The 26418-nt window shown below is 37.0% G+C and carries 24 protein-coding genes; 2 read left to right on the top strand and 22 right to left on the bottom strand.

Going from position 1 to position 26418, the window contains the following annotated elements:
• Positions 1 to 189: 189 nt before the first annotated feature.
• From gnd to AC5KOD_RS13745, 20 genes are all read right to left on the bottom strand, one after another.
• Positions 190 to 1608, bottom strand: a complete 1419-nt coding sequence (gene gnd, locus AC5KOD_RS13840) for an NADP-dependent phosphogluconate dehydrogenase (RefSeq protein ID WP_496915153.1) — start codon at positions 1606 to 1608, stop codon at positions 190 to 192.
• Positions 1609 to 1923: 315 nt separating this feature from the next.
• Complete coding sequence (locus tag AC5KOD_RS13835) at positions 1924 to 3252, bottom strand: family 4 glycosyl hydrolase (RefSeq protein WP_496915152.1); 1329 nt, start codon at positions 3250 to 3252, stop codon at positions 1924 to 1926.
• Between the two features lie 11 nt (positions 3253 to 3263).
• The gene (locus tag AC5KOD_RS13830; protein WP_496915151.1) at positions 3264 to 4682 is read right to left on the bottom strand and encodes a PTS transporter subunit EIIC; all 1419 of its coding nucleotides are present in this window, start codon (positions 4680 to 4682) and stop codon (positions 3264 to 3266) included.
• Between the two features lie 73 nt (positions 4683 to 4755).
• On the bottom strand, positions 4756 to 5520 hold the full coding sequence (locus AC5KOD_RS13825; RefSeq protein ID WP_496915150.1) for a carbohydrate deacetylase: 765 nt from the start codon (positions 5518 to 5520) through the stop codon (positions 4756 to 4758).
• A 105-nt stretch (positions 5521 to 5625) separates the two neighbouring features.
• Complete coding sequence (locus tag AC5KOD_RS13820) at positions 5626 to 6447, bottom strand: PRD domain-containing protein (protein WP_496915156.1); 822 nt, start codon at positions 6445 to 6447, stop codon at positions 5626 to 5628.
• A 299-nt stretch (positions 6448 to 6746) separates the two neighbouring features.
• Entirely contained in the window at positions 6747 to 6929 is a 183-nt protein-coding gene (gene rpmF / locus AC5KOD_RS13815; RefSeq protein ID WP_209528475.1) for a 50S ribosomal protein L32, read from the bottom strand.
• Positions 6930 to 6998: 69 nt separating this feature from the next.
• Complete coding sequence (locus tag AC5KOD_RS13810) at positions 6999 to 7568, bottom strand: YceD family protein (protein ID WP_496915149.1); 570 nt, start codon at positions 7566 to 7568, stop codon at positions 6999 to 7001.
• 108 nt (positions 7569 to 7676) lie between these two features.
• The gene (locus AC5KOD_RS13805) at positions 7677 to 8453 is read right to left on the bottom strand and encodes an ABC transporter permease (RefSeq protein ID WP_496915148.1); all 777 of its coding nucleotides are present in this window, start codon (positions 8451 to 8453) and stop codon (positions 7677 to 7679) included.
• 2 nt (positions 8454 to 8455) lie between these two features.
• Positions 8456 to 9259 (bottom strand): ABC transporter permease, encoded by an 804-nt coding sequence (locus AC5KOD_RS13800; protein WP_496915147.1) that lies wholly within the window; start codon positions 9257 to 9259, stop codon positions 8456 to 8458.
• A gap of 9 nt (positions 9260 to 9268) precedes the next feature.
• On the bottom strand, positions 9269 to 10069 hold the full coding sequence (locus AC5KOD_RS13795) for an ABC transporter ATP-binding protein (protein WP_496915146.1): 801 nt from the start codon (positions 10067 to 10069) through the stop codon (positions 9269 to 9271).
• Positions 10070 to 10213: 144 nt separating this feature from the next.
• A complete protein-coding gene (gene dnaI / locus AC5KOD_RS13790) occupies positions 10214 to 11143 on the bottom strand; it encodes a primosomal protein DnaI (RefSeq protein ID WP_496915145.1) in 930 nt (309 codons plus the stop codon).
• Positions 11143 to 12555 carry a replication initiation and membrane attachment family protein gene (locus AC5KOD_RS13785; protein WP_496915144.1) on the bottom strand — a complete coding sequence of 471 codons (1413 nt, stop codon included), beginning with the start codon at positions 12553 to 12555 and terminating at the stop codon, positions 11143 to 11145. The genes dnaI and AC5KOD_RS13785 overlap by 1 nt, the downstream gene beginning before the upstream one ends.
• Before the next feature lie 20 nt (positions 12556 to 12575).
• The gene (gene nrdR, locus AC5KOD_RS13780; protein WP_496915143.1) at positions 12576 to 13049 is read right to left on the bottom strand and encodes a transcriptional regulator NrdR; all 474 of its coding nucleotides are present in this window, start codon (positions 13047 to 13049) and stop codon (positions 12576 to 12578) included.
• Between the two features lie 158 nt (positions 13050 to 13207).
• Positions 13208 to 13807 carry a dephospho-CoA kinase gene (gene coaE / locus AC5KOD_RS13775; RefSeq protein WP_496915142.1) on the bottom strand — a complete coding sequence of 200 codons (600 nt, stop codon included), beginning with the start codon at positions 13805 to 13807 and terminating at the stop codon, positions 13208 to 13210.
• Between the two features lie 5 nt (positions 13808 to 13812).
• Complete coding sequence (gene mutM, locus AC5KOD_RS13770; RefSeq protein ID WP_496915141.1) at positions 13813 to 14655, bottom strand: DNA-formamidopyrimidine glycosylase; 843 nt, start codon at positions 14653 to 14655, stop codon at positions 13813 to 13815.
• A 114-nt stretch (positions 14656 to 14769) separates the two neighbouring features.
• Positions 14770 to 17418, bottom strand: a complete 2649-nt coding sequence (polA, locus tag AC5KOD_RS13765; protein WP_496915140.1) for a DNA polymerase I — start codon at positions 17416 to 17418, stop codon at positions 14770 to 14772.
• A gap of 164 nt (positions 17419 to 17582) precedes the next feature.
• A complete protein-coding gene (locus tag AC5KOD_RS13760; protein WP_496915139.1) occupies positions 17583 to 18284 on the bottom strand; it encodes a Bax inhibitor-1/YccA family protein in 702 nt (233 codons plus the stop codon).
• A gap of 2 nt (positions 18285 to 18286) precedes the next feature.
• The gene (locus tag AC5KOD_RS13755) at positions 18287 to 18751 is read right to left on the bottom strand and encodes a MaoC family dehydratase (RefSeq protein WP_496915138.1); all 465 of its coding nucleotides are present in this window, start codon (positions 18749 to 18751) and stop codon (positions 18287 to 18289) included.
• 143 nt (positions 18752 to 18894) lie between these two features.
• Positions 18895 to 20232 (bottom strand): UDP-N-acetylmuramate--L-alanine ligase, encoded by a 1338-nt coding sequence (murC, locus tag AC5KOD_RS13750; protein WP_496915137.1) that lies wholly within the window; start codon positions 20230 to 20232, stop codon positions 18895 to 18897.
• Between the two features lie 187 nt (positions 20233 to 20419).
• The gene (locus AC5KOD_RS13745) at positions 20420 to 21256 is read right to left on the bottom strand and encodes a hypothetical protein (RefSeq protein WP_496915136.1); all 837 of its coding nucleotides are present in this window, start codon (positions 21254 to 21256) and stop codon (positions 20420 to 20422) included.
• Positions 21257 to 21421: 165 nt separating this feature from the next.
• On the opposite strand from AC5KOD_RS13745, the gene AC5KOD_RS13740 reads away from it, so the two are divergent.
• A complete protein-coding gene (locus AC5KOD_RS13740) occupies positions 21422 to 22237 on the top strand; it encodes a Cof-type HAD-IIB family hydrolase (RefSeq protein ID WP_496915135.1) in 816 nt (271 codons plus the stop codon).
• A 57-nt stretch (positions 22238 to 22294) separates the two neighbouring features.
• On the opposite strand, the gene AC5KOD_RS13735 is transcribed toward AC5KOD_RS13740, so the two are convergent.
• Together AC5KOD_RS13735 and alaS are read right to left on the bottom strand one after the other, a co-directional pair.
• Positions 22295 to 22825 carry a GNAT family N-acetyltransferase gene (locus tag AC5KOD_RS13735; protein WP_496915134.1) on the bottom strand — a complete coding sequence of 177 codons (531 nt, stop codon included), beginning with the start codon at positions 22823 to 22825 and terminating at the stop codon, positions 22295 to 22297.
• A gap of 188 nt (positions 22826 to 23013) precedes the next feature.
• Positions 23014 to 25650 carry an alanine--tRNA ligase gene (gene alaS / locus AC5KOD_RS13730; protein ID WP_496915133.1) on the bottom strand — a complete coding sequence of 879 codons (2637 nt, stop codon included), beginning with the start codon at positions 25648 to 25650 and terminating at the stop codon, positions 23014 to 23016.
• A gap of 384 nt (positions 25651 to 26034) precedes the next feature.
• Here alaS and AC5KOD_RS13725 point away from each other — a divergent pair, with 384 nt between their 5' ends.
• Positions 26035 to 26391, top strand: a complete 357-nt coding sequence (locus AC5KOD_RS13725; RefSeq protein WP_496915132.1) for an iron chaperone — start codon at positions 26035 to 26037, stop codon at positions 26389 to 26391.
• Positions 26392 to 26418 lie beyond the last annotated feature (27 nt).

The raw sequence follows: 26418 nt of genomic DNA, 5'->3' as shown, positions 1-26418 counted from the left end.
CCTACAAAGCCACTCCTGTCACTTTTATTATGACAGGAAATCGTCTGTAGGTCGATCACTTTTGTTTTCATTCTGTTTGGTGAGGGCGATAGCCCTCATGAGTGTTTGTCTCACCCTCTCCTCTTGTTTAGTGACTATTAGGTAATGAACCCGATCAAAAAAAAACTGCTCACTGCACTTACACTAACTTTATGCTTCTGTATACCAGTCATAATGGAAAATTCCTGCTTTATCTTTACGCTCATACGTATGAGCCCCAAAATAATCACGTTGTGCTTGAATAATGTTAGCCGGTAAATCAGCACTACGATACGAATCATAGTAAGAAATAGCCGAGCTAAAGGTAGGCACTGGCACACCTGCTTGGATGGCAACAGAAACAACATCACGAACTGCCTGTTGATATTTTTGAGTAATCTTATTGAAGTACTCGTCTAACAACAAGTTTTTCAAATCAGCTTGGCGATCATAAGCATCCGTAATTTTTTGCAAGAACTTCGCACGAATAATACAACCTTCACGGAAAATTTTAGCAATCTCACCATATTGTAAGTCCCAGCCGTATTCCTCACTAGCAATACGTAATTGCGCAAATCCTTGAGCATAACTCATGATTTTACTAAAATATAACGCCTCGCGAACTTTTTCCACGAATTCAGCCTTATCACCAACAAAGGCTGGCGCCACTGGTGCAGGAATAATCTTGCTCGCTTCTACACGCTCGTCTTTCATAGCTGAAATATAACGAGCAAACACAGACTCTGTAATCAATGGTAATGGAACACCCAAGTCTAAGGCGCTTTGACTTGTCCATTTTCCTGTTCCTTTATTACCCGCTGCATCTAAAATAACATCCACAATCGGTTGGCCTGTTTCTTCATCCTTGCGCGTTAAAATATCAGACGTAATCTCAATTAAATAACTATCTAATTCGCCTTTATTCCATTCTGTAAAGATGTCCGCACATTCTTCAACTGATAAACCTAATAATTTGGTTAAGATATCATAAGACTCCGCAATTAATTGCATGTCACCGTACTCAATACCGTTATGAGCCATCTTCACATAATGACCAGCACCGTTAGGTCCAATATAGGTAACACATGGTTCGCCATCTTCAGCAACTGCCGCAATTTTTTCAAAAATTGGTGCCACTAAATCATAGGCTTCTTTTTGCCCACCAGGCATAATTGAAGGCCCTTTTAGCGCGCCTTCTTCTCCACCAGAAACCCCTGTTCCAATGAAGTTAATCCCAGAGTTAGCTAATTCTTCGTTACGACGAATTGTATCTTGGAAGAAAGTATTTCCACCATCAATCAGGACATCCCCTTTATCTAAATGAGGTAATAAACTTTGAATTGTCTTATCTGTTGCATCCCCAGCTTGGACCATCAACATAATACGACGTGGTTTCTCAAGTGAGTCAACAAACTCCTCGACAGTATAGGTTGGTACTAATTTTTTATCTGGATGTTCTGCTACTACTTCTTCTGTTCTTGCGCCAGTACGGTTGAAAATTGACACTGAATAGCCACGACTTTCAATATTTAGGGCAAGATTTTTCCCCATAACCGCCATTCCAACTACCCCGATTTGTTGTTTAGACATGAAATTCCTCCTATTTTTTAGCTTGCTTTTAATCGAAAAAGTTTAAGTACTTTTAACTCTTTAATTATAGCCTATTTTACCGTTATTTAAAACTATCTTGAAATATTTTTGAAAAGAATTTAGGAATAATTCTGAAAACTGCCTAATTCGAATAATTTCAAATAAATATCTGGAGATAGTGCACAAGCTACTAGTGAGGATTATCAAAAAGCTCTTGCGGTTGCAAAAGCTTCTTATTAACTGAGTCAATTGGCTTTAACTATTGTCACCTCTACCGATAACAACTGAAGAAACACCTCTAATCGTTTGACACTTCTATGACAACACAGGCCAATACCCTTGGTTCGCTATAATCATCTCATCCAGAATTTTTTTGGCAATTCGAGCGTTTGGCACCGTTTGATTCAACGTAAAAGCTTGTAGTGCTTTTTGATACGAACCTTCAAAATAAGCATCTACTAATAACTTTTCTGCCGCCACCTGCGCCTCCATTAAGCCTTTATGAAAATCATTAATCGGCACTCTTAAGGAAATGGGCTCAACACCTGTTGCCCCTACATATGCCGGAACCTCTACAACCGCATCTGGACGCAAATTAGGAATCGCTCCTTGATTTGGTACAAGTAACATAAAACGACGGTGCTCGTCATTGAGAATACTAGTAGCCATATCCACAATATATTGGCCATGTTCACCAAAGTTAAAATTCAGAACATCTTCTGTCAGGCCACTACGAATCTTTTTCGCCATTTGCTTCGTATTTTTCTCTCGACCATTCATTACCATATTAGCTCGAGTATAGGTTAAATCAGCTTTTTCCACCATCATATCTCCGTAAAGATAATATTCCAGATAATTATTTGGAATTTGCTCAGGGAAGTCTTTCGTCATAACAGACATCATCTCAAACGCTTCTTGCCACGAGGTATCTCCCTCGTTAAAATCAGCCACTTTCATCTCTTGCTGATTTAATTTTGTAATAATATCAGGCATAATGTCTTTCCCCAATGATTTGTCATAAATTTCAGTATACCAACCGAAGTGATTCAAACCATAATACGTGGGCACCCAATTTTTTCGGTCATAACCATAATTAACAGCAATCGTTTCTTCCAAAGAAATTGTCATATCACAAGCATTTATCATCTTAACCTCTGGATACTGACGACGAATAGCTTCTGACACAATTGATTCAGGATTAGTATAATTCAAGAGCCAAGCTTCTGGTGCAAATTCTTGAACATAACCGACAATTTCTAATAAACCAGCCATGGATCTCATGCCATAAGCAAAACCACCGAGTCCGCAGGTTTCTTGTCCGACTAATCCATGACGTAACGGAATCTTTTCATCTTGTTCCCGCATTTTCAAACCGCCGACTCGAATTTGTGAGAAGATAAAATCACAGCCCATAAAAGCCATTCTAGGATCTTCTGTCGCAATAAGTGTTACATAATCATGCCCAGTAGTTTTTAATAACAATTCAATAATTAAATACATATCTTGGTTGCGTTCTGAATCAATGTCATACAGTCTTATTTCTTTGAGCGGCAGACGATCAGCATTAGTTAGTATTCCTTGAATAATACCAGGTGTATAGGTACTGCCGCCACCTGCAATAGTTATTGTTTGTTTATTTATCATCTTATTCTCCCCTATTCTGCTAATAATTTATCAAACTCTGCCATAATGTATGTCACTTCAAGTCCGATAATCACCTGATAGTTGGTTGCTGATGGCTTGATAATACCACTAACACCTAACTGTTTAATACGAGATTCATCAACAATTGAAGAATCTAAAACCTCTACTCTCAGTCTTGTGTTGCAACTGTAAGAATCATTGATATTCTCTTTACCACCAAAAGCTGCTAGCAACTTTTTGGCCATGTACTGGTAATTTTTGCTGACCAAACTCAATTCCTCTTCCTTGTCGATGGCCATTTCCCAAAATTCAGTTACTGCTACTTCACGTCCCAAAGTTGAAATATTTCGCTTCTTGATCATGTAGTAGAAGGTAAAATAATATAGACAGAAAAATACGATACCTATTGGTAAAATTAGCAGCGGATTAGTAGCAATTCTAAAATTAATCAAATAATCAACAATACAAGCGCCAAAAGTAAAGCCAATTCTAATATTAAATAAATAGCAAACCATTCCAGCTAAACCAGCGAAAAAAGCATGGATCACATATAGCATTGGTGAGATGAACATAAAACTAAATTCCACTGGTTCTGTAATGTTGGAAATAATAGAAGTAGCCGCTCCACTCCCCATAATCCCTTTGACCATGTTTTTATTCTCTTTAAATGCTGCTCGGTAAATCGCTAAACAAATAGCAGGAATTCCAAACATCATAACCACAAAAAAACCAGAAAGAAAAAGTCCTGCATTGGGATCACCATTGATGAAACGTGTCATCTCACCTCGATAAACCTCACCATTAGCTGCCGTAAAGCCGCCTAAATCATAGTATATATAAGTATTTAAGACATGGTGTAATCCAAAAGGAATCAACAAACGGTTAAGAAATAAGAATATTCCTACACCAAACGCCCCCATATCGACCAATAACTTAGCAAAACTATCAATTCCATTTTGAATAAACGGCCAAATCAACCCAAACACAACAGCAGAAACAGTTTGTAAAATCATTACCATTGTTAAAGGAAATTTCTCACCAGCAAAATAAGAAAAAACTAGCGGTAATTTCTGTTCCTTAAAACGATTATAAGTCCATGCTGCCACTAACCCTGAAATAATCCCGGCAAAGATTCCCATATTGACATCAGGATTGATAATAGTTAATCCGGCTTTTAATGTAGCTATTGCTAAAAAACCGGTCAATGCTGGTATTCCTTTATCTTTGGCTTTAGCAAATCCAATTGCCACACCAACGGCAAACAAGATATCCAAATTACCAAAAACGGCATTACCCGCTGCTCCTAAAACAGGAATATTTAGCATATCATCTGCTGACAGACGTAAAATCAAGCCTGCCAATGGCATAGCAGCCACTGGTAATAGCATAGCTCGTCCTAATTTCTGAATATTTGATTTAAAATTTGACATAACCGCTCCTCCTCATTTTGTGTTGACTTCATTGTCACCAATAAGTGACTTTTCAAAGATTTTTTACTTCTCTCTACAAATCGGCATACGTAATTAATTCAATACGGCTATCCTTTATCACTGACTTTGCGAAATCCGAATGAATCAAAAATTCCACTTGGTTAATCCGCGGATACAAGAAACTCGACTGATGGTATAATAATTGATCAAGATACGCAGCATGACACATCACTTCCGTACTTTCGGTTATTCGCAGTCTGTTCAAAAGGACATCCAAATATTCACTCAACGATATATCTAATCGTGACTCCGCTTGGTTATCAACACCGACTTCATCGAATAGTGCCTCAAAGTATGCTGTATGCCGAACAGCTGCAGCCAGCTCAAAATTTCCTCTGACGGGTAGCCCGTATTTTTTAGCTAGCGTCACGACTACCTCCTGATTTCTACCAAACGTATGGGTATGATGATGACTATCAAGATGAGTTGGAATAATTCCGGCTCGATATACTTTCTGAATCTGAGCATTCCACTCTTGATAAAGCTCGTCTAGATCAATGTCACATCCTTCTTGATGATCTTTTAAGCTTCTAAAATAGCTCCCTTCTGTTAATGTTCTGACATTGCTTAGTAAAGGCTCTCCACAAGTGAGAGTCAAATGAACCCCCACACCTAAATTTGGATAGTCTTTCTTTAATTCAACTGCATGTTCAAATCCCGGCATATTAGCCATCACTGTGGTAGATGTCAATATACCTAAGCGATACGCATCAATAATGCCATAATTCACCCCTCTGCTGTATCCAAAATCATCTGAATTGATTATTACCTTTCCCACGACCAACCTCCATTTTTATATAAAAATAACCTCATAGAAAAAAGACCCGTGTCTCCTTTTTCCTATGAGGTCATGCCTACCAAATAGTTGCACCCTCTAAAATAGTTAAATTCTTGCAAGATGTATAGCTAAATAAATAATCTCATTATCTTTTACATCCAGCCGATACGTCTGTTTAATAAAGCTTGTGATAATTTCAGCTGTCTGATATTGTTTACTTTCCTTAAAAGTTTGATTGATAAACGTAATTTCCTCTTCTGGCATCTCCTCTTCGTAGATCAGCCGTTTTACCAAAAATTTCAAATGAATTAACATCCGATTATAGCTCAGTGAATCTTTATCTAAAAGTTTATTATATTGCTCCTCAATCATATGTATAATAGCAGTACTAATTTCAATTATTTTCAAACTGTTTAAACTATTCCGTTCTCCTAGTTCAGCATTAATAATGTGCATGGTAATAAAGCCTATTTCATTATTCCCCAATTCTGTTAAATAGCGTTGATTAATTTTTTCAACAACCTTTGCTGCAACTCGAAATTCCTCTGGATATAGCAGCTTCATCTCTGGTAGCATAATGGCAGTCACCTGAGAATCTTCTTTCTGGCGTTGAATCGCAAAATAGATATGATCCGTTAAAGAAATATAAATATTAGAATCTAGTGGTAATGCAATTTCGCTAGAAATAAATTGAATTATTTCTTCTGAGAACTCAATATAAGCTAGCGGAATTTGTTTAGCCATTTCAGTAAACATCCTTACCTTTTCTTGAGTATCTAAAACAAAAAGTTTGTCTGCAGTTGCCACATCGAATTTTTCGCCTGGTGTCACGGAAAAACCAATCCCTTTTCCCATTGCAATTTTCTCAACATTGTTATCACCAACTAATACAACATTATGATTGATTTTTTTAATCACTCGCATCATATCACCCACATTCCCTCTCTCCAAAATACAAAAAACGACCTAAGAAAATAGACTCATTTTCTTAGGTCGTGCCTAATTTAATAGTAGCACCCTGCTAATATCTAAAATATAGCACCTTTTTAAAGTGTTGTCAAACCGGTTTCATAGTTTATTTAATCGCGAGTAACAGTCATTCAAATTTCTATTTGCGCAAAAGTCTAAGAAACACGCTAACCAGCTCAGCGGCAAATTAGCCTAAAAAGCAAAAAACCCTTAAGACTCCATGGTTGTCTTAAGGGTTTAAACATTTCAGAAATGTCTTATTCTTCAGTTGACGCGTTAACGTCTTTTCCATCGTAATGACCACAAGCTGGACATACGTGATGGCTACGTTTCATTTCACCACAGTTAGCACAAGTGCTCATACCAGGTACTGAAAGTTTGTAATGCGTACGACGTTTTGCTTTTTTAGCTTTTGAAGTTTTTCTAGCAGGTACTGCCATATTAACTACACCTCCTTAAATCATTTAGCATCTGGCAAATAAATTTATCAGACACCATCTATTCCAATCTTACATCTCATCGGATTCTTCATTATTATCTAATAAAGCCGACAATTTTGCAAGACGAGGATCAATTTTATTTTCTTCTTGTTGCTCTTTTCGCTCAAAATACGTTTCCTCAGACATCAATTCCCACGCATTGCCTTTTATTGACTCATGCGAGCGTTTCTCTTCCTTAGTTAGTACCTGTAAAGGGATTGCTAAAAGAATGTGATCTTCAACTGCCTCAGTTAAATCAATCGTATCATTCTCAAGTATCATGACCATCTCTTTATCAGCTAGCTTGTCTTTCACTTCTTCAAATTGAGCAGGTATCATATAAACCTCTGTCACCTCTAAAGTAAGTGGCAAACGAACGGGTGCTAGTGAACGCGTTGAAGGTAAGGTTAAAACTGTCTCCACAGTCATATATAACACATAATCCGATTTACTAACAGACAACATCCCTTTTACCTTAACTGGATCGACTGCTAGTATTTCTTTATCACGAGCTACTAACGATGACTCAATATTCAATTCTTCATTAATTTCTAGCGTATCGTCTTTGTATTTATTTAATTCCAATAAAGACCATTTCATTTTCATCACCTCTAAGCAACAAGAGTTATTATACTAGGCTTAGAGGCCTTTGTCAATGAAATTTTCTTGACAGTTGATTTGGTTTTCTACTATCAGTCTTAAATTAAATTAGGAGCCTGTTGATTGATAATGTCGCAAACCGAATCGCCAGAATAAATAACACGGAATACCAAAAAGAAAGCCTGCAAATGGAAGTAAAATAACACGGGGATCATTCGTTCGATTAATCAAATACAAAAAAGGATAGTATTGAATTAACGCAAATGGGACAACATAAGTTGTAAACTTTAAAACCCCTTTCCCATAAATATCAACTGGATATTTACTGTATTCTCGAGCGCCATCTGTCAAAACATTCATAAATTCAAGTCCCTCTAAAGTAAAGAAACAAAGACTTGCATAAAGTAAAAAAATACTTGCAAAAAGGAAAACACCACCAACTAGCATCGAAATGACTAAACCTATTTTAAACACAGTCCACTCTAACTGACTAGCTGTAACGCCATAGCCAAACATCACGATTGCTTGAATCATTCTACCAAAGCGAGTAAATTCAATTTTACTTCCTAAAACCTGTAAAATAATGGGTCGTGGTCTAACTAAAATCCGATCAAACTCACCATTGCTAATCATGGTCGGAAAAGCATCGAATCCTCTAAAAAAGCATTCAGCTAACGAAAATGATAACAACAAAATACTAAAACAAAGCAACGTTTCCTGAAAGTTGTATCCCTTAACAGTTGAAAAACGATCAAACATAAAATAAACACCTAAAAAAACATTAAAAGACACAAAAAACTGACCCAAAGTAGTTAAAATAAATGATAGTTTATACGTCAATAATGCTTGTAAGTGCATCACAAAATATTTCTGATATAACCTCATTTTTATCCTCCCTGAATGACTACTTTTTTCACTGACTGTTGCTCCAATAATTTACCAATCAGCACTAAAAGGACAACCCAAAATAGCTGTAAACTAACACTTTGACTCAATTCCCTGCCAGTTAAATCACCACTGTAAATCCGAAATGGGACATTTTGAATAGAAGCGAATGGCAAGAAAGCCAAAATCTTTGCTAATGGCTCAGGAAAAAAAGGTAAAGGTAATAACTCTCCTGATAAAATGGAGCCTACAGATTGAAATATCATTCGCAATCCAAAAGCATTAATTGTATAAAACGATAAGAAATAAATAATCATGTTCAACGAGATAATGACAAGTAATGATAAAAACATCGTCATAATGAATAAAAAAAAGACAAGAATAGAGTTTGGCAAAACCAATCTAAATGGATCTGGTAAAAAAAGGGCAACTAACAAAATTGGCAAGCAACGTAAGACTGTTCTTGAAACGCGAGTAGCAATACTTCTTACAAACCACATATTATAAATACTTACAGGACGTACTAATTCATAAGAGACATTACCGTTTTGAATATTATCGAAAATATCTGTTTCCCAATACCAAATCATATAGAGCGCTAAGAAAGCTTGTTGCAACCACACATAACTCACAATAGAAGGGAAACTCATCGGAAATGCTTCAGCATTAGATTGATAAAAAGCTCTAAACATCAGGAGTTCTAAAAGTCCCCAAACAAATTGAGTGACGATTCCTGCCCATGCAGCAGCACGGTACTGTAACCCACCAATGAAACGCATTCTAAAAAGTGATCGATACTTAATCATCTTCTCACCTCAAATATCATACTTCTGATAAAGATTCACCAAAATCTCATCTAAAGTATCTTCTTCGTGTTGTTTCAACTGTTTAAAATCAGTCAGACTTCCATCAAGTAAAATAGTCCCTTTACCAATTAAAATTATTCGGGATGCTAATTTTTCAATATCCTGCATATCATGTGTAGTTAAAATAACTGTTGTCTGGAATTCTTTGTTAATTTTGATGATAAATTCTCGGACTGCTACTTTAGATATAGCATCTAAACCAATTGTTGGCTCATCGAGAAATAAAATTTTTGGACGATGTAATAAGGATGCGGCGATTTCACAGCGCATTCTTTGTCCTAAGGAAAGTTGTCGTGTCGGTGTTTTCAAGATATCAGATAAGTTTAACATCTGACTCAGTTCTCGGAGGGTTTCTTGAAACACATTTTCTGGTACTTGATAAACATCTTTAAGCAAATAAAACGAATCGATAACAGGTATGTCCCACCATAATTGAGAGCGTTGGCCGAAGACCACACCAATATCCTTAACATGGGAAATTCGATTTTTCCACGGCGTCTGACCATTAATCACACAACTTCCACCATCTGGAGTTAAGATACCACTAAGAATTTTAATCGTACTGCTCTTTCCAGCTCCATTAGGTCCAATATATCCCACAATTTCACCATCTGGTATCGTAAACGACACATTATTTAATGCTCGAATCTCTCGATACTCCCGTTTAAAAAATGATTTGACTGCGTGCTGAAAACCAGCCTCACGCTGTTGCACTCTAAACGTTTTATTCAAATTTTCTACTACTATCACTGATAATCCCTCCTCATTATCTTTTATTGATAAAAATTGACTCGAAATAACACAATACCAAAGACAGAAAACGTTGTCAAGAACTTTTCAAAAAAAAAAACAAAGAACAGAAAACTTTCTCTGACCTTTGTTCCAAATTATCTCTTATTGATGACGACGATTCTCGCCAATCATATTTATTTCTTTGGCTAAGTAACGAATACGCTCCATGATCCGCTTCGCTTTAAGCGGTTCATCTTCTCCACGCTGAGTCACACTTAAATGTTCTTTTTCTAATTGATTCATACTAAAATTAGAACTGAAAAAAGTTGGCAACTGCTCCTGCATTCGGTATTGTAAAATAACCCCTAAAACGTCATCTCGAATCCAGCTACTCATGGAATCGGCACCTATATCATCTAACATTAGAATCGGCGCTTTCTTAACGGCCTCTAATTTATCCCCTGTGCTGTTGTTTGCTATAGATTGTTTCATCTCCACAGCAAAGGTTGGGAAGTGCATCAGCGTCGTTCTATAGCCATATTCAGCTAATTCTTGAGCCAGCGCACCTAGTAAATAAGTTTTCCCTACACCAAAGGACCCCTGTAAATACAAGCCTTGATGAAAGTGTTTGGGATCCTCTTTGTACTTACTAACAAAATCAAAAGCAGCTTGTAAGGCTTCTTTACGCTCAGACGTAATTTCAAAATAATCCATACTAGCTTCTCGAATATCACGAGGCATATCCATCGCCTTGACTCGTCCACGAATTTCTTCCTCTTTTTGGCGAGCCAACAGCTCTTCCGTCGGAACATAAGTGACATCAATATAATGGAAATTCATAAACAACTTCGGTTCATATCCTGGTGCAATCATTGTTGGATCATTCAATAAAAATTTACGCTTCTCTTGAACAAACTCATAGAGTTTTGAGTAGCTTTTATCAATATCTTCCTTAGTCAACTTATCTTTATGGGCCTCAATAAAGGTAATTACATCAGAATCTTTTAAAACCTCTTGCACCAGTTTATCAAAGCGCTCAGACCAATCCCGTTGATTAATAACTTTGGTCATTTCTTTGCCTACGTCCTCCATTACGATTCACCTTCTTTCCCTTTTTCACGCATCTTGCGCAATTGCTCTTTAAAGTATGCTTCTTCTTCTTGCGATACTTTTGTCTCTACCTTAGTACTTCCTACCCATTCAGGCAAAGTTTCTTTCCGACCAGAATTTTGTTTATGGTAATTAGTCGATTTACGAGGAGTGCTCGCTTGTTTTTGAGCTGCTGCCCCAATTTCTTTCACTTTTGTTAACGCCTCTTCCGGTGAAACTATATGCGCCTGAGCCCAATCGTTCGCAATTGAATTGGCAAACTTCTGATTTAATACGGCGTTACCTTTTCCTACTAATATGTAATGAATTAACACATTAATTACTGCGTCAGGCAAACCTGATTGCTTAACCAAATTTTCGACTGCCCAACGTTCTTCGTTTGCGACAAACCCACCTTTTTGCTTCTTTATGGCACTTAAAAAAATCATGGGTGAAATACTCTCACTAGAAGTAATCACTTGAATTTCACCATCATTGTAACCTTGCAATTTTAGCGTGTTGCGACGACGAATTAGTTGATCATCTAGAGACAATTCTTTCGCTTGCTCTTCCATAGCCATAGGCGCTTGTTTTTTAGCACCATGATACTTTAAGACCACACTTTTTCTAAGTTGGTTTATAGCAACTTTATTAGTGATGAAATCAACTTCATTTTCCACTAAGTTTTTCATATCCAGTTCGTTAATACCGTAAAGCTGATGTAAGGTAAAAACTGTCTCCTTTAACTCCTGTTGAATTTGCTCTTTATCAATGTACAAGCCGTCCAAAAGACTAACAAAATATGGCCAGTCAAAACTGTCTGTCACACTCGAAATTTTCGACTTTGTACTCCCTTGAAATGCTTCCTTCGCCTGATTAATCGTCTCTTCATGGGAAGCTAAACTTTCTTGATTAAGTTGATACACATCTACAAACTTTTTAGTGACTTCTGTAAACTCAGTAACATCTACTTGCGGAATAGCAAATCGCCTGATTAAAGCTTGATAGCGTTGCTCCCCCACACTAGCAAGGAGTAAGAGTGATAAGACATCATCATTAAATAGATCATCAGCTTTTAAAGGCGACTGCAATTCATAAATGAACTGACGATGTCCTGCTTTTTCTTTAGCAAAAACTCGCAATAGCCCTATTCCTTCTAGCTTCACTCGAGCGTTAAACAAGCGAGGTAAATCAATATTTAATTGATTGAATAAATCAGAATGTCGCATCTCATAACTATCATACTCAAACTCATCAACTGCCGTCAAAAAAGTGTGATAAATGCTAAATGCATCCATACCAATAATCGGCTGGTATAAATAACTCAATAAATGTTCATCATGATTAGTAATCGGAGCTGCCAATTTGACAGTAAAACTGTCTTGCGGATGAAGTTGCTTCCACGAACTATTCAAATCGCTACCTCCTTTATTTCTTATGATGCTGGCGGTTCTTCTTCTTTATTCAAAATGTCCTGCATTTCTTTTAAGAAGACCCCCATGTCCTTGAACTGACGATAAACACTTGCAAAACGGATATAAGCTATTTCATCAAAATCAACTAAATACTCCATTACATATTCGCCAATTTTTGTCGTAGACACTTCATTTTCACCTAAACCACGGACTTGATTTTCAACCTGATCCACAATTTGTTCCATTTGTTCCATTGAAACTGGGCGTTTTTCGGCTGATCGAATCAACCCTCTTAATATTTTGTCACGATTAAATTCTTCACGTCCACCATTCTTTTTAATAACTAATAATGGTGCTGCTTCTATCCGTTCAAATGTTGTAAATCGAAACCCACATGACTCACATTCTCTTCTTCTTCTAATGGCACGGCCTTCATCAGCAGGTCTACTATCGACGACACGGGACCCGTTATATTGACACTTTGGACACTGCATCTTTTCCACCTCGTGTATTCTATCTATTTTAATAGGTAAATATCTTTTTTATACAGTTATTATAACATGAAAACTAGTGAATGGTATAGTCCTTATACACTGATTAATACAGAAAGAACGAACCTCTTGGTATTTTTCAAGAGGCTCGTTCTTTTGTTTTATTTTAGCTTAAAGGCGTCCATCCACTTCGCTAGTTGCTTCTCTGTTTCAATCACAGTACCAGAATTATCAATCACATAATCTGCAAGTTGTCGTTTCTCATCAATTGACATTTGACTCGACATCCGTTTTTCGGCTTCTACTTCCGATAACTGATCACGCTTCATTAAACGATTTAACTGAATCTGCTCTGACACATAAACCACCATCACCTTATCAACCTTTTCATCGTATTTAGCTTCATACATTAAAGGGACATCGACAACGACCAGTGGTACCTTCTTATCTACCCACTGAGCTATTTCTTTTGAAATAGCATAATCTAATTCATCATGAAGAATTTGATTCAAAAGCTTCCGTTTCTCCTCATCTGAAAAAACAAGAGCCCCCAATTTTTTTCGATTCAAGCTGCCATCCTCACTTAAGATAGTCTCACCGAAACTCTTACTAATTTTTCTCAAACCAACTGTCCCTGGCTCCACAACTTTCCTGGCAATAATATCTGAATCCACAATTGGAATATTATGACTAGCAAAATAACGAGCAACCGTTGACTTCCCTGTCGCAATACTTCCAGTTAATCCTAATACAACTGTCAACGGTCTCACCTGACCTTTCGTTGATGCAATTTTTGACAATTAGGACAGTAATGAGTTCCCCGTTGCGCCACTTTCGTTTTAATTATAGCAGTACCGCAACGTGGACAAGGGACTCCTGTTTGTCCATATACATTTAGCGACACTTGAAACTTCCCAGCCTCGCCAAGAGCATTTTTATACGTTCTAATGGTTGTTCCACCAGCTTCAACAGCCTGACCTAACACATCGATAATAGCATGATAAAGATCTTGAACCCCTTTCGCTTTCAAGCTAACTGCTGGTTGTTCCGGATGAATCTTCGCTTCATAAAGAGCCTCATCTACATAGATATTTCCTAAACCTGTCACTAGCTTTTGGTCCAATAATAGCGGTTTAATAGCTTTATTAGACTTTTTCAATCCCGCGGCAAATTCCTTTAAGAAAAACGTCTCAGGAACTGGTTCTGGACCCAATTTTAAAATTCCGCCATACTCTGATGCCAGCCCCTTTGGCAAAAGTGCCATCCGACCAAACTTTCGAACATCTAAGTAACGTAACTGAGTGCCATCAGTGAAATCAAACAATACATGAGTATGTTTGGCCAGCTCGTCCTCTTGCTGATGAAACTCATATTTGCCCTCCATTCGCAGATGAGAAATCATTTCATAATGAGTGAAGTGGATAATTAAAAATTTACCACGACGACTAATCCCCTCAACCGTTTCACCAATCAAATTACCTTTAAATGACTCCACCTCAGGACTTTCAATAATACGCGGCCAAAATACCTGTACCTGACTAATCACTTTTCCAACAATTAACTGCTCCAGACCTGTACGAACCGCTTCAACTTCTGGTAATTCAGGCATATGTCTAACCCTCCTTATAAAATAGTCATAAAATTATTGCTTTCGATTAAACGTCACGAAAAGTAGAAAGTTGGGATAAAAGTCACTATCCTCTTATCCCAACTTATCTAACGTCTATTTTGCTTCATACCATGTGTCACCATAGCTGCTGTCAGCTTTTAGTGGCACACTTAGTTCTACGGCGTTTTCCATTACCTCTTTCACAAGTTTCTCTAATTGAGGAATTTCTTCCTTTGGCGCTTCAAAGACTAGCTCATCGTGAACTTGCAATAACATTGTTGCTTCTAATTTTTCTTCTTTCAGACGCTTAGCCATTTTAATCATTGCAATTTTTAAAATGTCTGCTGCGCTCCCTTGAATCGGAGTATTTATTGCTGTTCTTTCAGCAAATGTACGCAAATTAAAATTCCGTGCGTTAATATCAGGTAGGTAACGACGACGATGCCACAGAGTTTCAACATAGCCTTTATCCTTAGCATCACGAACGATAGTTTCCATATACGTTTTAATATCAGGATACTTTTCAAAATAAGTATCAATGAACTGCTGAGCTTCCTTACGAGAAATTCCCAAGTTTTGTGACAAGCCATAATCACTAATGCCATATACAATTCCAAAATTGACCGCTTTGGCTTGTCGTCTGATATTGCCAGTCACTTCATTTTCTGACGAAATACCGAAGACACGCATTGCCGTACTGGCATGAATATCTTGACCTTCAACAAACGCCTCACGCATATGTTGATCTTTCGCTATATCAGCTAACACTCGCAACTCAATTTGAGAATAATCTGATGAAAAAATTTGCCAATCCTTTTTGCGAGGGACGAATGCTTGACGAATTTTTCGTCCCTCTTCTAAACGAATGGGGATATTCTGCAAATTCGGATCAACAGAACTAAGACGACCAGTTTGAGTAAGTGTTTGGACGTAACGAGTGTGGATTTTACCATCAGGTTGGATTACTTTGAGTAGTCCCTCAACATAAGTTGATTGGATTTTCGCTATTTGGCGGTACTCTAAAATATATTCAACAATCGGTGCTTGATCTTTCAATTGTTCCAAAACATCCACAGCTGTTGAATAACCTGTTTTAGTTTTTTTAATTACAGGCAACTGCATTTTTTCAAATAGAATAACACCTAATTGTTTGGGCGAATTAATATTAAATTCTTCTCCAGCTAATTCATAGATTCGTTCCTCAATTCCTTTAAGTTGTATCGCAAACTCTTGTTTCATCTCCTGTAGTCGTTGAGCGTTGACCTTAATGCCTTCAATTTCCATCTCTCCTAAAACATGTGACAACGGCAATTCCATGTCATAAAAAAGCTCATGCTGTTCTTTTTCAACCAACAACTCATCCAACTTAGGTTGCAAACTAGCTAATGCCTTAACTTTTCGCGCTAAATGTTTAAAAAGTAACTCATCGTCCTCTGGCAAACCTTTTTTAGCTCCTTTGCCATAGACGCTTTCATCTGTATCAATATCATAATACTCGTAATTAAAAGCAACCTCTGCTAAGTCTTCACTTTTATCATTCGTATCAATTAGATATGAGGCTAACAAAACGTCAAAAGTCACCCCCTTCAACTCACTATCATAACGCTTAAGTGCCACTTGATTTGCTTTCGCATCATAGACAATTTTAGTCAGGTTCTCATCCTCAAGCCACTCTTTAAATGACGCTTGATGCAAAATTTCATCGCCATAAGACACATACAATTTATCAGCAGTTCCCCAAGAGACACCAGAAATATCCGAAGTATGATAATTAGGTTCAAGCATCTCAACATAAAGACTCATCTGATCACTAAACATACTAGTTTCAGCATCAGTTACTACTTCATACACAACTTCAGCAAGAGGCTCACTCGTTTCAGTTAACCCTGATGTGTCTAACTTATTTAATTGTTGCTTAAATTCCATTTCACGATAAAAAGGCACTAATTTTTCTAAATTCTTACCGTTGTAGACCAATTTATCAACCGTAACCTCAATTGGCGCATCCACGTCAATTGTCGCTAATTTTTTACTTAAAAAAGCTTGCTCTTTATCATTAATTAAATTTTCTTTCATTTTGCTTGGCTTTAGCTCATCAATGTGCTCGTATAGACCTTCGACTGACCCATACTCTGCCAATAATTTTATTGCTGTTTTTTCACCAACTCGAGTGACGCCAGGGATATTATCTGAGTTATCACCAGCAAGACCTTTCATATCAATTATTTGTAAGGGCGATAAGCCGTATTTTTCCTTAATAAATTCTGGTGTATAAGTAACTAACTCACTAACTCCTTTGGCAGTCACCTCTACCCGAATATTCTCATCTGCTAGCTGAGTCAAATCCTTATCGCCAGAGATGACAACTACTTCAAAATCCTCCGCACCCACACGACGTGCTAAAGTTCCTATAATATCATCAGCTTCATAATCTGCTAATTCATAGTGTTCAATACCAAACGCCTCAATTAGTTCGCGAATATAAGGCATTTGCTCCTTAAACTCACCAGGTGTTTTAGCTCTTCCAGCTTTATAATCGTCAAAAAAAGCATGACGGAATGTCGTTTTCCCTGCATCAAACGCAATCAACACATGACTTGGTTCTTCCTTTTGCATGATATTATCTAGCATATTGTTAAAAAAAAGAATCGCGTTTGTATGTAAGCCACTTTTTGTTTTAAAGGACTCAAAGTTTTGAATAGCGTAGAATGCTCTAAAAGCCACACTATTACCATCAATCAATAACAATTTATTTTTCGTCATAACATTTCTCCATTCTTGAAACTCTTCTCTATTTTACCAAAAAACAACTTAGTTTGCGAAGTTAAGTAACTGAAACAACCATTTTTTTAGCTCATACTAATTCCTATTTCTCAAAAAAACTTCCTCTCTGCCAAATGCAAAGAGGAAGTTAATAAGTAAAATAATTAATCTCTACCAAAAATACGTAAGAAAGCTAACAGTAAGTTAATGAAATCTAAGTATAGTTGTAAAGCGCAAAAGACGGCCATCCCTTTAAGCTCTGGAGCGTCCCCTACCTGATTATAAATTGCTTTAATTCTTTGATGATCATAAGCAGTTAGTCCTGCAAAAACAAAGACTGTCACGATTGAGATGAATAACATCAAAGGCTCACTTCGCAAGAAAAAAACATTTAATAGGATTACGACAATCACACCAATCAAAGCCGTTCTCATAGCTTGTCCCATTGCACTAAGATCCTTTTGAGTACGTGTTCCAAAGACTGCCATTACTCCAAATGTTACCGCAGCTGCAATAAATGCAGAGGTTATAGTTTTTTCACTATACATATACAACGTAAAACTTATTGTAATCCCATTAATTATTGAGTAAACAATAAAGCCACCTAAAGCTAGACTTGGATTCTTTACTGCTTTAGCACTTAAAAAGATCACCAATGCTATTTCAGCCACCCATATTAAGGTTAGGCCAAACGGTATTCCACTTATAAATGAATCCACTTGATTATAGAAGACCCCTAAAACCAAATACGATGTAACTGCGCTAATCGCGATTCCCATAGCCAAATATCCATATATTCGTGCAAAAAAGGCACTTAGACCAGCATCTGATCTCTGGGAAACTTGATTAAATTGATTTTGTTCCATAATTATTGCTCCTTACTTTCTTCAACTTCTGTTACTATTGGCGGTTTAACCATCACAACTGCATCTAATACACGATCTTCGGCCTCATTAACCGCTGTAACCGAAAGAGTGACAACATCTTTCATCTTATCAACCTTGATAACTTCAAAGTCAAATGTTAATGTTTCATAATGATACACGGGTTCAATAAAGTTAATCGAGAAATTAACCACATGAGAGCCTGGCCCTGGCAAATGCTTAGAAACGGCACTTGTGATAATTCCCATAAGCATTGCTGATGGGACTATTGGTTTTTGATATTCTGTTGTTTTAGCATAATCATGCTGAATAAATAATGGATTTGCATCATTTGTAAGCCCTAAATAAAGTAACAGTCGATCATCTTCAATCGATTCTGTCACACTTAAGGACTGCCCTTCTTCAATATCCTCTATTGTCTTGCCTATTTTTCTCGGCTTTCCAATCATTTAAAACAGACACCTCCATCTTTTATGTATTAATTGTACCAAAAAAGATAAAAAGCGCAAGTTTTCAACTCGGAGCTAAGCCAAAAAGAAGACTGGAACCCCACTCTTCTTTTTGACTAAAAATTAACAAACGAGTCTATCGTCTACATTTTATTTCTACGCGTTGTCGCTAACAGATTTTCATACGCTTGTTGGAACTTTTGAACATCACCAGCGCCCATAAAGATAATTACTGCATTGTGGTAATCCAATAATGGAGAGACATTATCTTCTTTAACTACTGCGCCACCTTTAGTAATTTTATCACCTAGATCCTCAATTCGAACGTCACCTTGTTGCTCACGAGCCGAGCCGAAAATATCACATAGATACACTTCATCAGCTAGGTCTAGCGCCTCTGCAAATTCATCCAAAAGAGCGACTGTTCGTGTAAAGGTGTGAGGTTGGAAAACAGCTATTACCTCTTTATCGGGGTATTTTTGACGTGCCCCATCAATCGTTGCCCGGATCTCAGCTGGATGGTGAGCATAGTCATCAACGATGATCATGTCACTCACTTTCTTTTCACTAAATCGACGTTTCACTCCACCAAAAGTCAACATTTCTTCCGCTACTTGCTTCATGTCCAGTTCTTCTAAATACGTAATGGCAATAACACTTAATGCATTGTATACATTGTGCATACCATAAGATGGTACCGAAAATTGACCAATTAACTCACCTTGATGATAAACATCGAATTTTGAACCTGATGTAGTTCTCTCAATATTTTTAGCCTGAAAATCATCATTATCATTAATACCATAATAATAGATTGGTACATCAGTCTTTAATTTACGTAAATACTCATCATCTCCGAAAGCAATTAACCCTTTCCCAACCTGCGTAGAAAATGTTTGAAATGCATCAAAAACATCATCGATACTCTTATAGTAATCTGGATGATCAAAATCAACATTAGTAATAATTGCATAATCTGGGGCATAAGATAAGAAATGACGACGGTATTCACAGGCTTCAAAACTGAAAAATCTCGCATCGGATACCCCGTGACCAGTTCCATCACCAATTAAATAGCTAGTTGGTTCAATCCCACTCAAAACATGTGATAGTAAACCTGTCGTACTCGTTTTTCCGTGAGATCCCGTAACAGCAATACTTGTAAAACTTTTAATAAAATCTCCAATAAAGCGGTGGTAGCGAATAACTTGCAACCCTTTTTTTAATGCCTCTTGAATTTCTCTGTGACTGTCTGGAAAGGCATTACCTGCGATAATAATCATGCCATCCTTAATGTTTGCCTCGTCAAATGGCAGTATTGTCACATTGGCTTTTTCCAATTCACGTTGAGTAAATGTGTATTGCTCAATATCCGAGCCTTGGACTCGATATCCTTTTTCATGAAGAACGAGAGCTAAAGCACTCATCCCTGCACCTTTAATTCCTACAAAATGATACAATGGTTTATCTTGATTTTGCATGAAAATCCTCTTTTCTAATTGTTAAACTTTTATGTTAGGTTAGTTGTCGTTAATAAGTTTAAAGTATGAAGTAAATTGTTTTTTTACTTCACTAATCATTTTTATACCGATTACCATTATCGTACATTCTCGCCGATATTTCAACCAAAAAAACTTCCTCTGCATAGAAACAGCGGAAGCTTAATAATTAATCAAAGTATTTACTCTTTCTCATCTGAGAGGTCTCTTCTTCCATTATCCCAGATAAAGACTTCTCTAAACGCGCATTTTTACTAGATACATCTGTCTGCTCATGCTGTTTACGGGTAATTGCAGGAATCAAGTCTTCGTTTTCAGGTTTCCTTGTTCCTTTTTTCAATTGTTTAAACTCACGACGAGTAAAAGGAATTTTAACGTCTTCTTCACGAGTTTCAAATTCACTAATATCACGCTTCTCAATTTCATCATACTGAAAGCTTCTATCCTCATCGTCATCCAAAATTAAATAACTTGATTTAGGCTTTTTCATCCGCTCAATTATCTCTTGCTTAGTGTAGGTTGGTTCGACACCCACAGGCGCAACAGAGGCCGGAATATGTTTTGGCACAAAATATGAACGACCTTTATATTTTCCAGGCTGGGTATTAGTGGCACTTCGCGGATCCACTTTCTTTTCACGAGTCAATTTTTTTTCTAAGCTAGCACGATGATCGCTATAAAAAACTGGTTTTTTCACCTCAACAATTTGATCTTCAATTGGAGGACCTTGATAAGAAAAATCGGGATGACTCTCTCTATTTAAGCGCTCTGGTTTAGCAGGCACATAAGGTTCTGGCATCACTGGATCTGCTACTTCCATTTCTTGATGGTACCGTTCTTCATAAGTCGCTTCAACAGTTTCGCCTATTGATTCTGGATCAGTAAAAGGTGTATCAAACTCATCACCAAATAAATTACGGCTATTAGAGGTAGGTAATTTTACCCCCTCATTATCATCAAAAGCTGGAAACCTAAAATTTTTACGTTTATCTGCAAATTCAAGCATCAATCATCAGTCCTTTAAAGTTCTCTCTTATACAGTGTAGCATATTTCCCAAATATAAAAAACAGTTGTGTTTCTTTTCAATCGAAAGTTATGGTAATCTATATTAAATAAAGGTGAAATTTATTTAATTCTTTCACTTATTAACTAATAGAATGGATGACTCACATGTATAAACTACTCGTTAGCGATTTAGATGAAACTTTAATAGGTCTGCAAGGAACAGTCTCTCAAGAAAATTTAACCGCCATTAGCCTAGCGCAAGAACTGGGTATTAAATTTGTTCCTGCAACTGGCCGCAGTTTTAATGATTTTCAACATATTCTCAAAATGACTAATGTCCACAATAGTGAAAACGATTATTCTATTTCCTATAATGGCGGAGTAATTACTAATAATAAAGACAATCGTCTACTGACTACCACTGCTTTACCTTTTGATTTAGTACAAGAAATTTTTCAAGTGGGCGTCAAGCACGACGTGTTAATTCATCTTTTTACTCTCACTGACATTCATACTTTAAATATGAATTCTAATGAACAAAATTATCTTGATGGGCACATTAAATTAAATTTATTAAATGAACCCTGTATTAAACATTTGGCTGACTCTCCTATTCTAAAAATTAACTTTCAACACCTTAACTCAGATTTTTTACAAGAGATTGAAGCTAGTTTTTCTCCAACAATTGCTAATAGTCTTGATATTAATTACTCTTCTAATCGCTATTTGGAGTTCAATCCTCATGGAGTCAACAAAGGTAATGCTCTTCAACAGTTGATGGAACGATTAAACATTCTACCTGAAGAGGTCTTGGCAATTGGTGACAATATGAACGATCGAACAATGATTCAACTTGCTGGCACCGGGGTTGCTGTAGCGAATGCCGTACCAGAGCTAAAAGAAAAAGCCACTTTTATTTGTCGTAACGATCATAATAATCACGCAGTTGCAGAAATGATTAACCACTTTATCTTAAATTAGCTCACAAAACAGGCCGAGACAATGTAATAAACTATTGTCTCAGCCTGTTTTACCTTTTCAAACGTCAGATTCTTCAATCGTATTAACTAGGAGTTTGTCATAACCAACTCTAAGACTCCCATCTTCCAAAAATAAACGTCCCGTATTACGAAAACCAGTTTTTGTTAAAATATAGCGCATACCATCGTTAGCTTCATGAGTATCCGTGCGAATCACTTGTCGCCCATGATCAAGTGTCATTTTTTCTGCATAAGCCAATAACTCAAGAGATGTCCCTTGTCCTTGATAATCATTATTAATCGCTAAACGGTGGATTACCGTATAAGGTTCTTGGCTATTCCAAGCGCCAGCAATTAATGAGCCGTAGCTTATTTCAGGCTGTAAACTAAGTACAATAACACCGATAATAACATCTTTATTAATTGCAACATAGCACTGCTCTAATTCTATATCCTTTAATATCTCTGGAATACCTGGATACTCCCCTTGCCATTGGTCTATCTTTAATTTCTTAAAATAAGCTTTTGTCTGAGTAAAAATAGTTAAAATTTCCAATACATCGGTTTGTTTAGCTAGTCTAATAGTCACGATTATTCAGCCCCTATTAATAAATTTTCTCTCCTAATTTTATACATACCTAGCTTTCCAAGTTGAAGTAAGCTAAGTCTGTCAATAGAACTACACCCATTAACAACAATACGACAGAGAAAACCATCGAATAACCGACTGTTTATCTCTGCCTTAAACTATCCCCTTTTATCTACATGCTCATTTTACTATGCCAACCAGTTAGCAACCTCTTTTAGCGCATCTGGAATCCCAGCAGGGTTCTTACCACCGGCTTGAGCCATATTTGGGCGTCCGCCTCCGCCTCCGCCAACTTTAGGTGCAATTGATTTGATTAAATCTCCAGCTTTAAGCCCTTTTTCGTTCGCCTTTTTAGTCATCGCAACAAGTAAATTAGCTTTTTCACCTTGAGCAGTCCCTAATACAAGAACATCAGACAGATTCTTTTGCTTCCACTGATCCGCTAATTGACGCAATTGATTCATATCCTTGACATTGACTTGAGCTGCAATGAATGTAATCCCATTTACTTCTTTAATCTCTTTAAAGACATCTCCCGCTTGTTGATTAGCCAATTTAGCATTCAAGCTCTCATTCTCTTTTTGAATTTCTTTTAGCTGCTTCTGTAATTGCTCAACTTTAGTTGTAACTTCTTTAAGTTGTGGTGTTTTAAGCAGAGTCGCAACATGTTTTAATTGAGACTCTTCTTGATTTAACAATTCGTACGCTTCTTGGCTTGTTACAGCCTCAATTCGTCGGACACCAGCTCCAATACCTGATTCTGACACAATTTTAAATATCCCAATGTCAGACGTATTCGTAACATGGGTTCCCCCACATAATTCAATCGAATAATCTGCTATTTTAACTACACGTACATCATGCCCATACTTTTCACCAAAGAGAGCCATCGCTCCCATTCCTTTAGCTGTGTCAATATCCGTTTCTATTGTTTCAACTGCAATCCCTGCCCATACTTTCTCATTTACAAGTTGCTCCATCTGGACTAATTCTTCACTCATAACTTGCCCAAAATGAGTAAAGTCAAAACGTAAGTGAGTTGGAGTTACTAACGATCCTGCTTGATTCGCATGGTCGCCTAAAACATCTTTTAATGCACGATGTAATAAATGAGTTGCAGTATGATTTTTTAGAATCTTATTACGACGGACTTGATCCACAACTAACTCATAAACTTGACCTGTCACAATATTGCCTAGAACGTCTACTTTATGTAATGGCTGACCATTTGGTGCCTTTTGAACATCGACCACTTTAGCAACAATGTCACCTGTCGCAGACTTAATTACGCCCATATCATACGTTTGACCGCCCATTTCAGCATAAAAAGGGGTCTCTTTAAAAATCAACTGAGCATCGCCTTTATCAAGTTCAGGGACAATTGTTTCTTCACTAATAATTACTGTTAGCTCACTCTTTATGATGGTTTGAGTATACCCATCAAAAGCACTCGTCTCCTTGATGTCAGTTAACAACGCTGATTGAACATTCATAGATTGATCATTGCTACGAGCAGCACGGGCTCTCTCTCGTTGCGCCGTCATTTCTGTTTCAAACCCAGCATGATCAACCGTCAATCCTTCATCTTCAGCAATTTCTTCAGTCAATTCTACAGGGAAACCAAATGTGTCATACAATTTAAATATGTCTTTTCCATTTAAAATAGTCTCATTTTTTGTCTTCATTGACGTAATTAAATCAGTTAAAATTTGTAACCCTTCATTAATGGTTTCATGGAATCGTTCTTCTTCCGTACGAATCACTTTCTCAATGAAAGTCTGTTGTTCAGAAATCTCTGGATAATAACTTGCCATAATCTCTCCTACAACTGACACTAATTGATACATAAATGGTTTGTCTATCCCTAGCTTTTTGCCATGCATGACAGCACGGCGAAGTAACCGACGCAATACATATCCACGACCTTCATTAGAAGGCAATGCACCATCACCAATTGCAAATGAAACAGCACGTGTATGATCAGCAATAACCTTGAATGACGTATCTGTTACCGCATCACTTCCATATACTTTCCCAACACTTAGTTTAGCTGTCGCTTCAATAATTGGCATAAACAAGTCTGTTTCAAAGTTAGTCGGAGCATCTTGGATAATAGAAACCACACGTTCTAATCCCATTCCCGTATCAATATTCTTATTAGGTAATGGTTCATACGTGCCTTCTAAGGTATGATTGAATTCAGAAAACACTAAGTTCCAAATTTCCAAGTAACGTTCATTTTCTCCTCCTGCATAGTTCTCAGGATCATCTTCAGCCACATCATTATATGCTTGCCCACGATCATAAAATATTTCCGAATTTGGGCCACAAGGTCCAGCACCAATATCCCAAAAATTATCAGCAATATCAATAACACGATCTGTCGATAACCCCACTTCTTCTTCCCAAATACGACGAGCCTCTTTGTCCTCCGGATAAACTGTTACGTACAATTTATCTGCAGAAAAACTCAGCCACTTTTCATCTGTTAAAAACTCCCAAGCCCAATGAATCGCTTCTTTCTTTTGGTAGTTACCAATTGAAAAATTACCAAGCATTTCAAACATTGTATGATGACGAGCTGTTTTTCCTACATTTTCAATATCATTGGTACGAATACTTTTTTGAGCATTAACAATTCTAGGATTATCTGGCACAACACTGCCATCAAAGTATTTTTTCAAAGTTGCGACACCTGAGTTAATCCAAAGTAATGTCGGGTCGTTAATTGGCACAAGTGATGCACTTGGCTCGATTGAGTGCATTTTTTCTTTAAAGAAATCTAAAAACAATTGACGTACCTGACTACTGCTTAATTTTTTCATTATCTATTATTCTTCCTTTCTATTTTGAGCAGAGATTTTTGCGACAAAAAGACACCATGCAAGACAAGGACGTCGCCACGCGGTACCACCTTGTTTGCAATGATGTCACTCATTACCTCTTAAGCTCGTTAACGCAGAGTTGCGTGATAATTTCTTATCAATATCCGTTAAAGGGAGCATTTTAATAGGGATGGCTCTTCTTTCAGCTATGTGAAAAGCTCTCTAAAACATCACTCATCATTAAAATATATCCTTTTCCATCTCAAAGTATAATAAATTTGGTGACAAAAGTCAATTTTATTAGGAGACTTATGAAGTTAATATTAGCCACAACAATGAAAATAGAGTAAACTATCAATAAGACATGAGAACGGAGGTAAGACCATGGTAATCTCTCAAGAAATAACTGATTATATCACACGCTATCCAAAAGATATTCAAGCTATTCTAACTAAAACCCGCTCAACTATTCAGAGCGTCGCTCCCGAAAGTATTGAAAAAATCAGCTACCAGATGCCGACATTTTATTTGAATGAAAACCTGGTTCACTTTGCTGCAGCAAAACAACATCTAGGCTTTTATCCAACACCTAGTGCGATAACAAAATTCGCTACCGAGTTGACTCCGTACAAAACATCAAAAGGAGCTGTTCAATTTCCTTATGACAAAGAAGTCCCCTATGAACTCATCGCTGAAATGGTTAAATTTCGAGTTATAGAGGTACTTGAAAAAAGAAAATAAAAGAAAGCAGTCATCCCGCCAAGGAAA

Source organism: Vagococcus sp. WN80Y (assembly GCF_059621045.1).
This window is presented reverse-complemented; position numbering and strand designations above follow the sequence as displayed.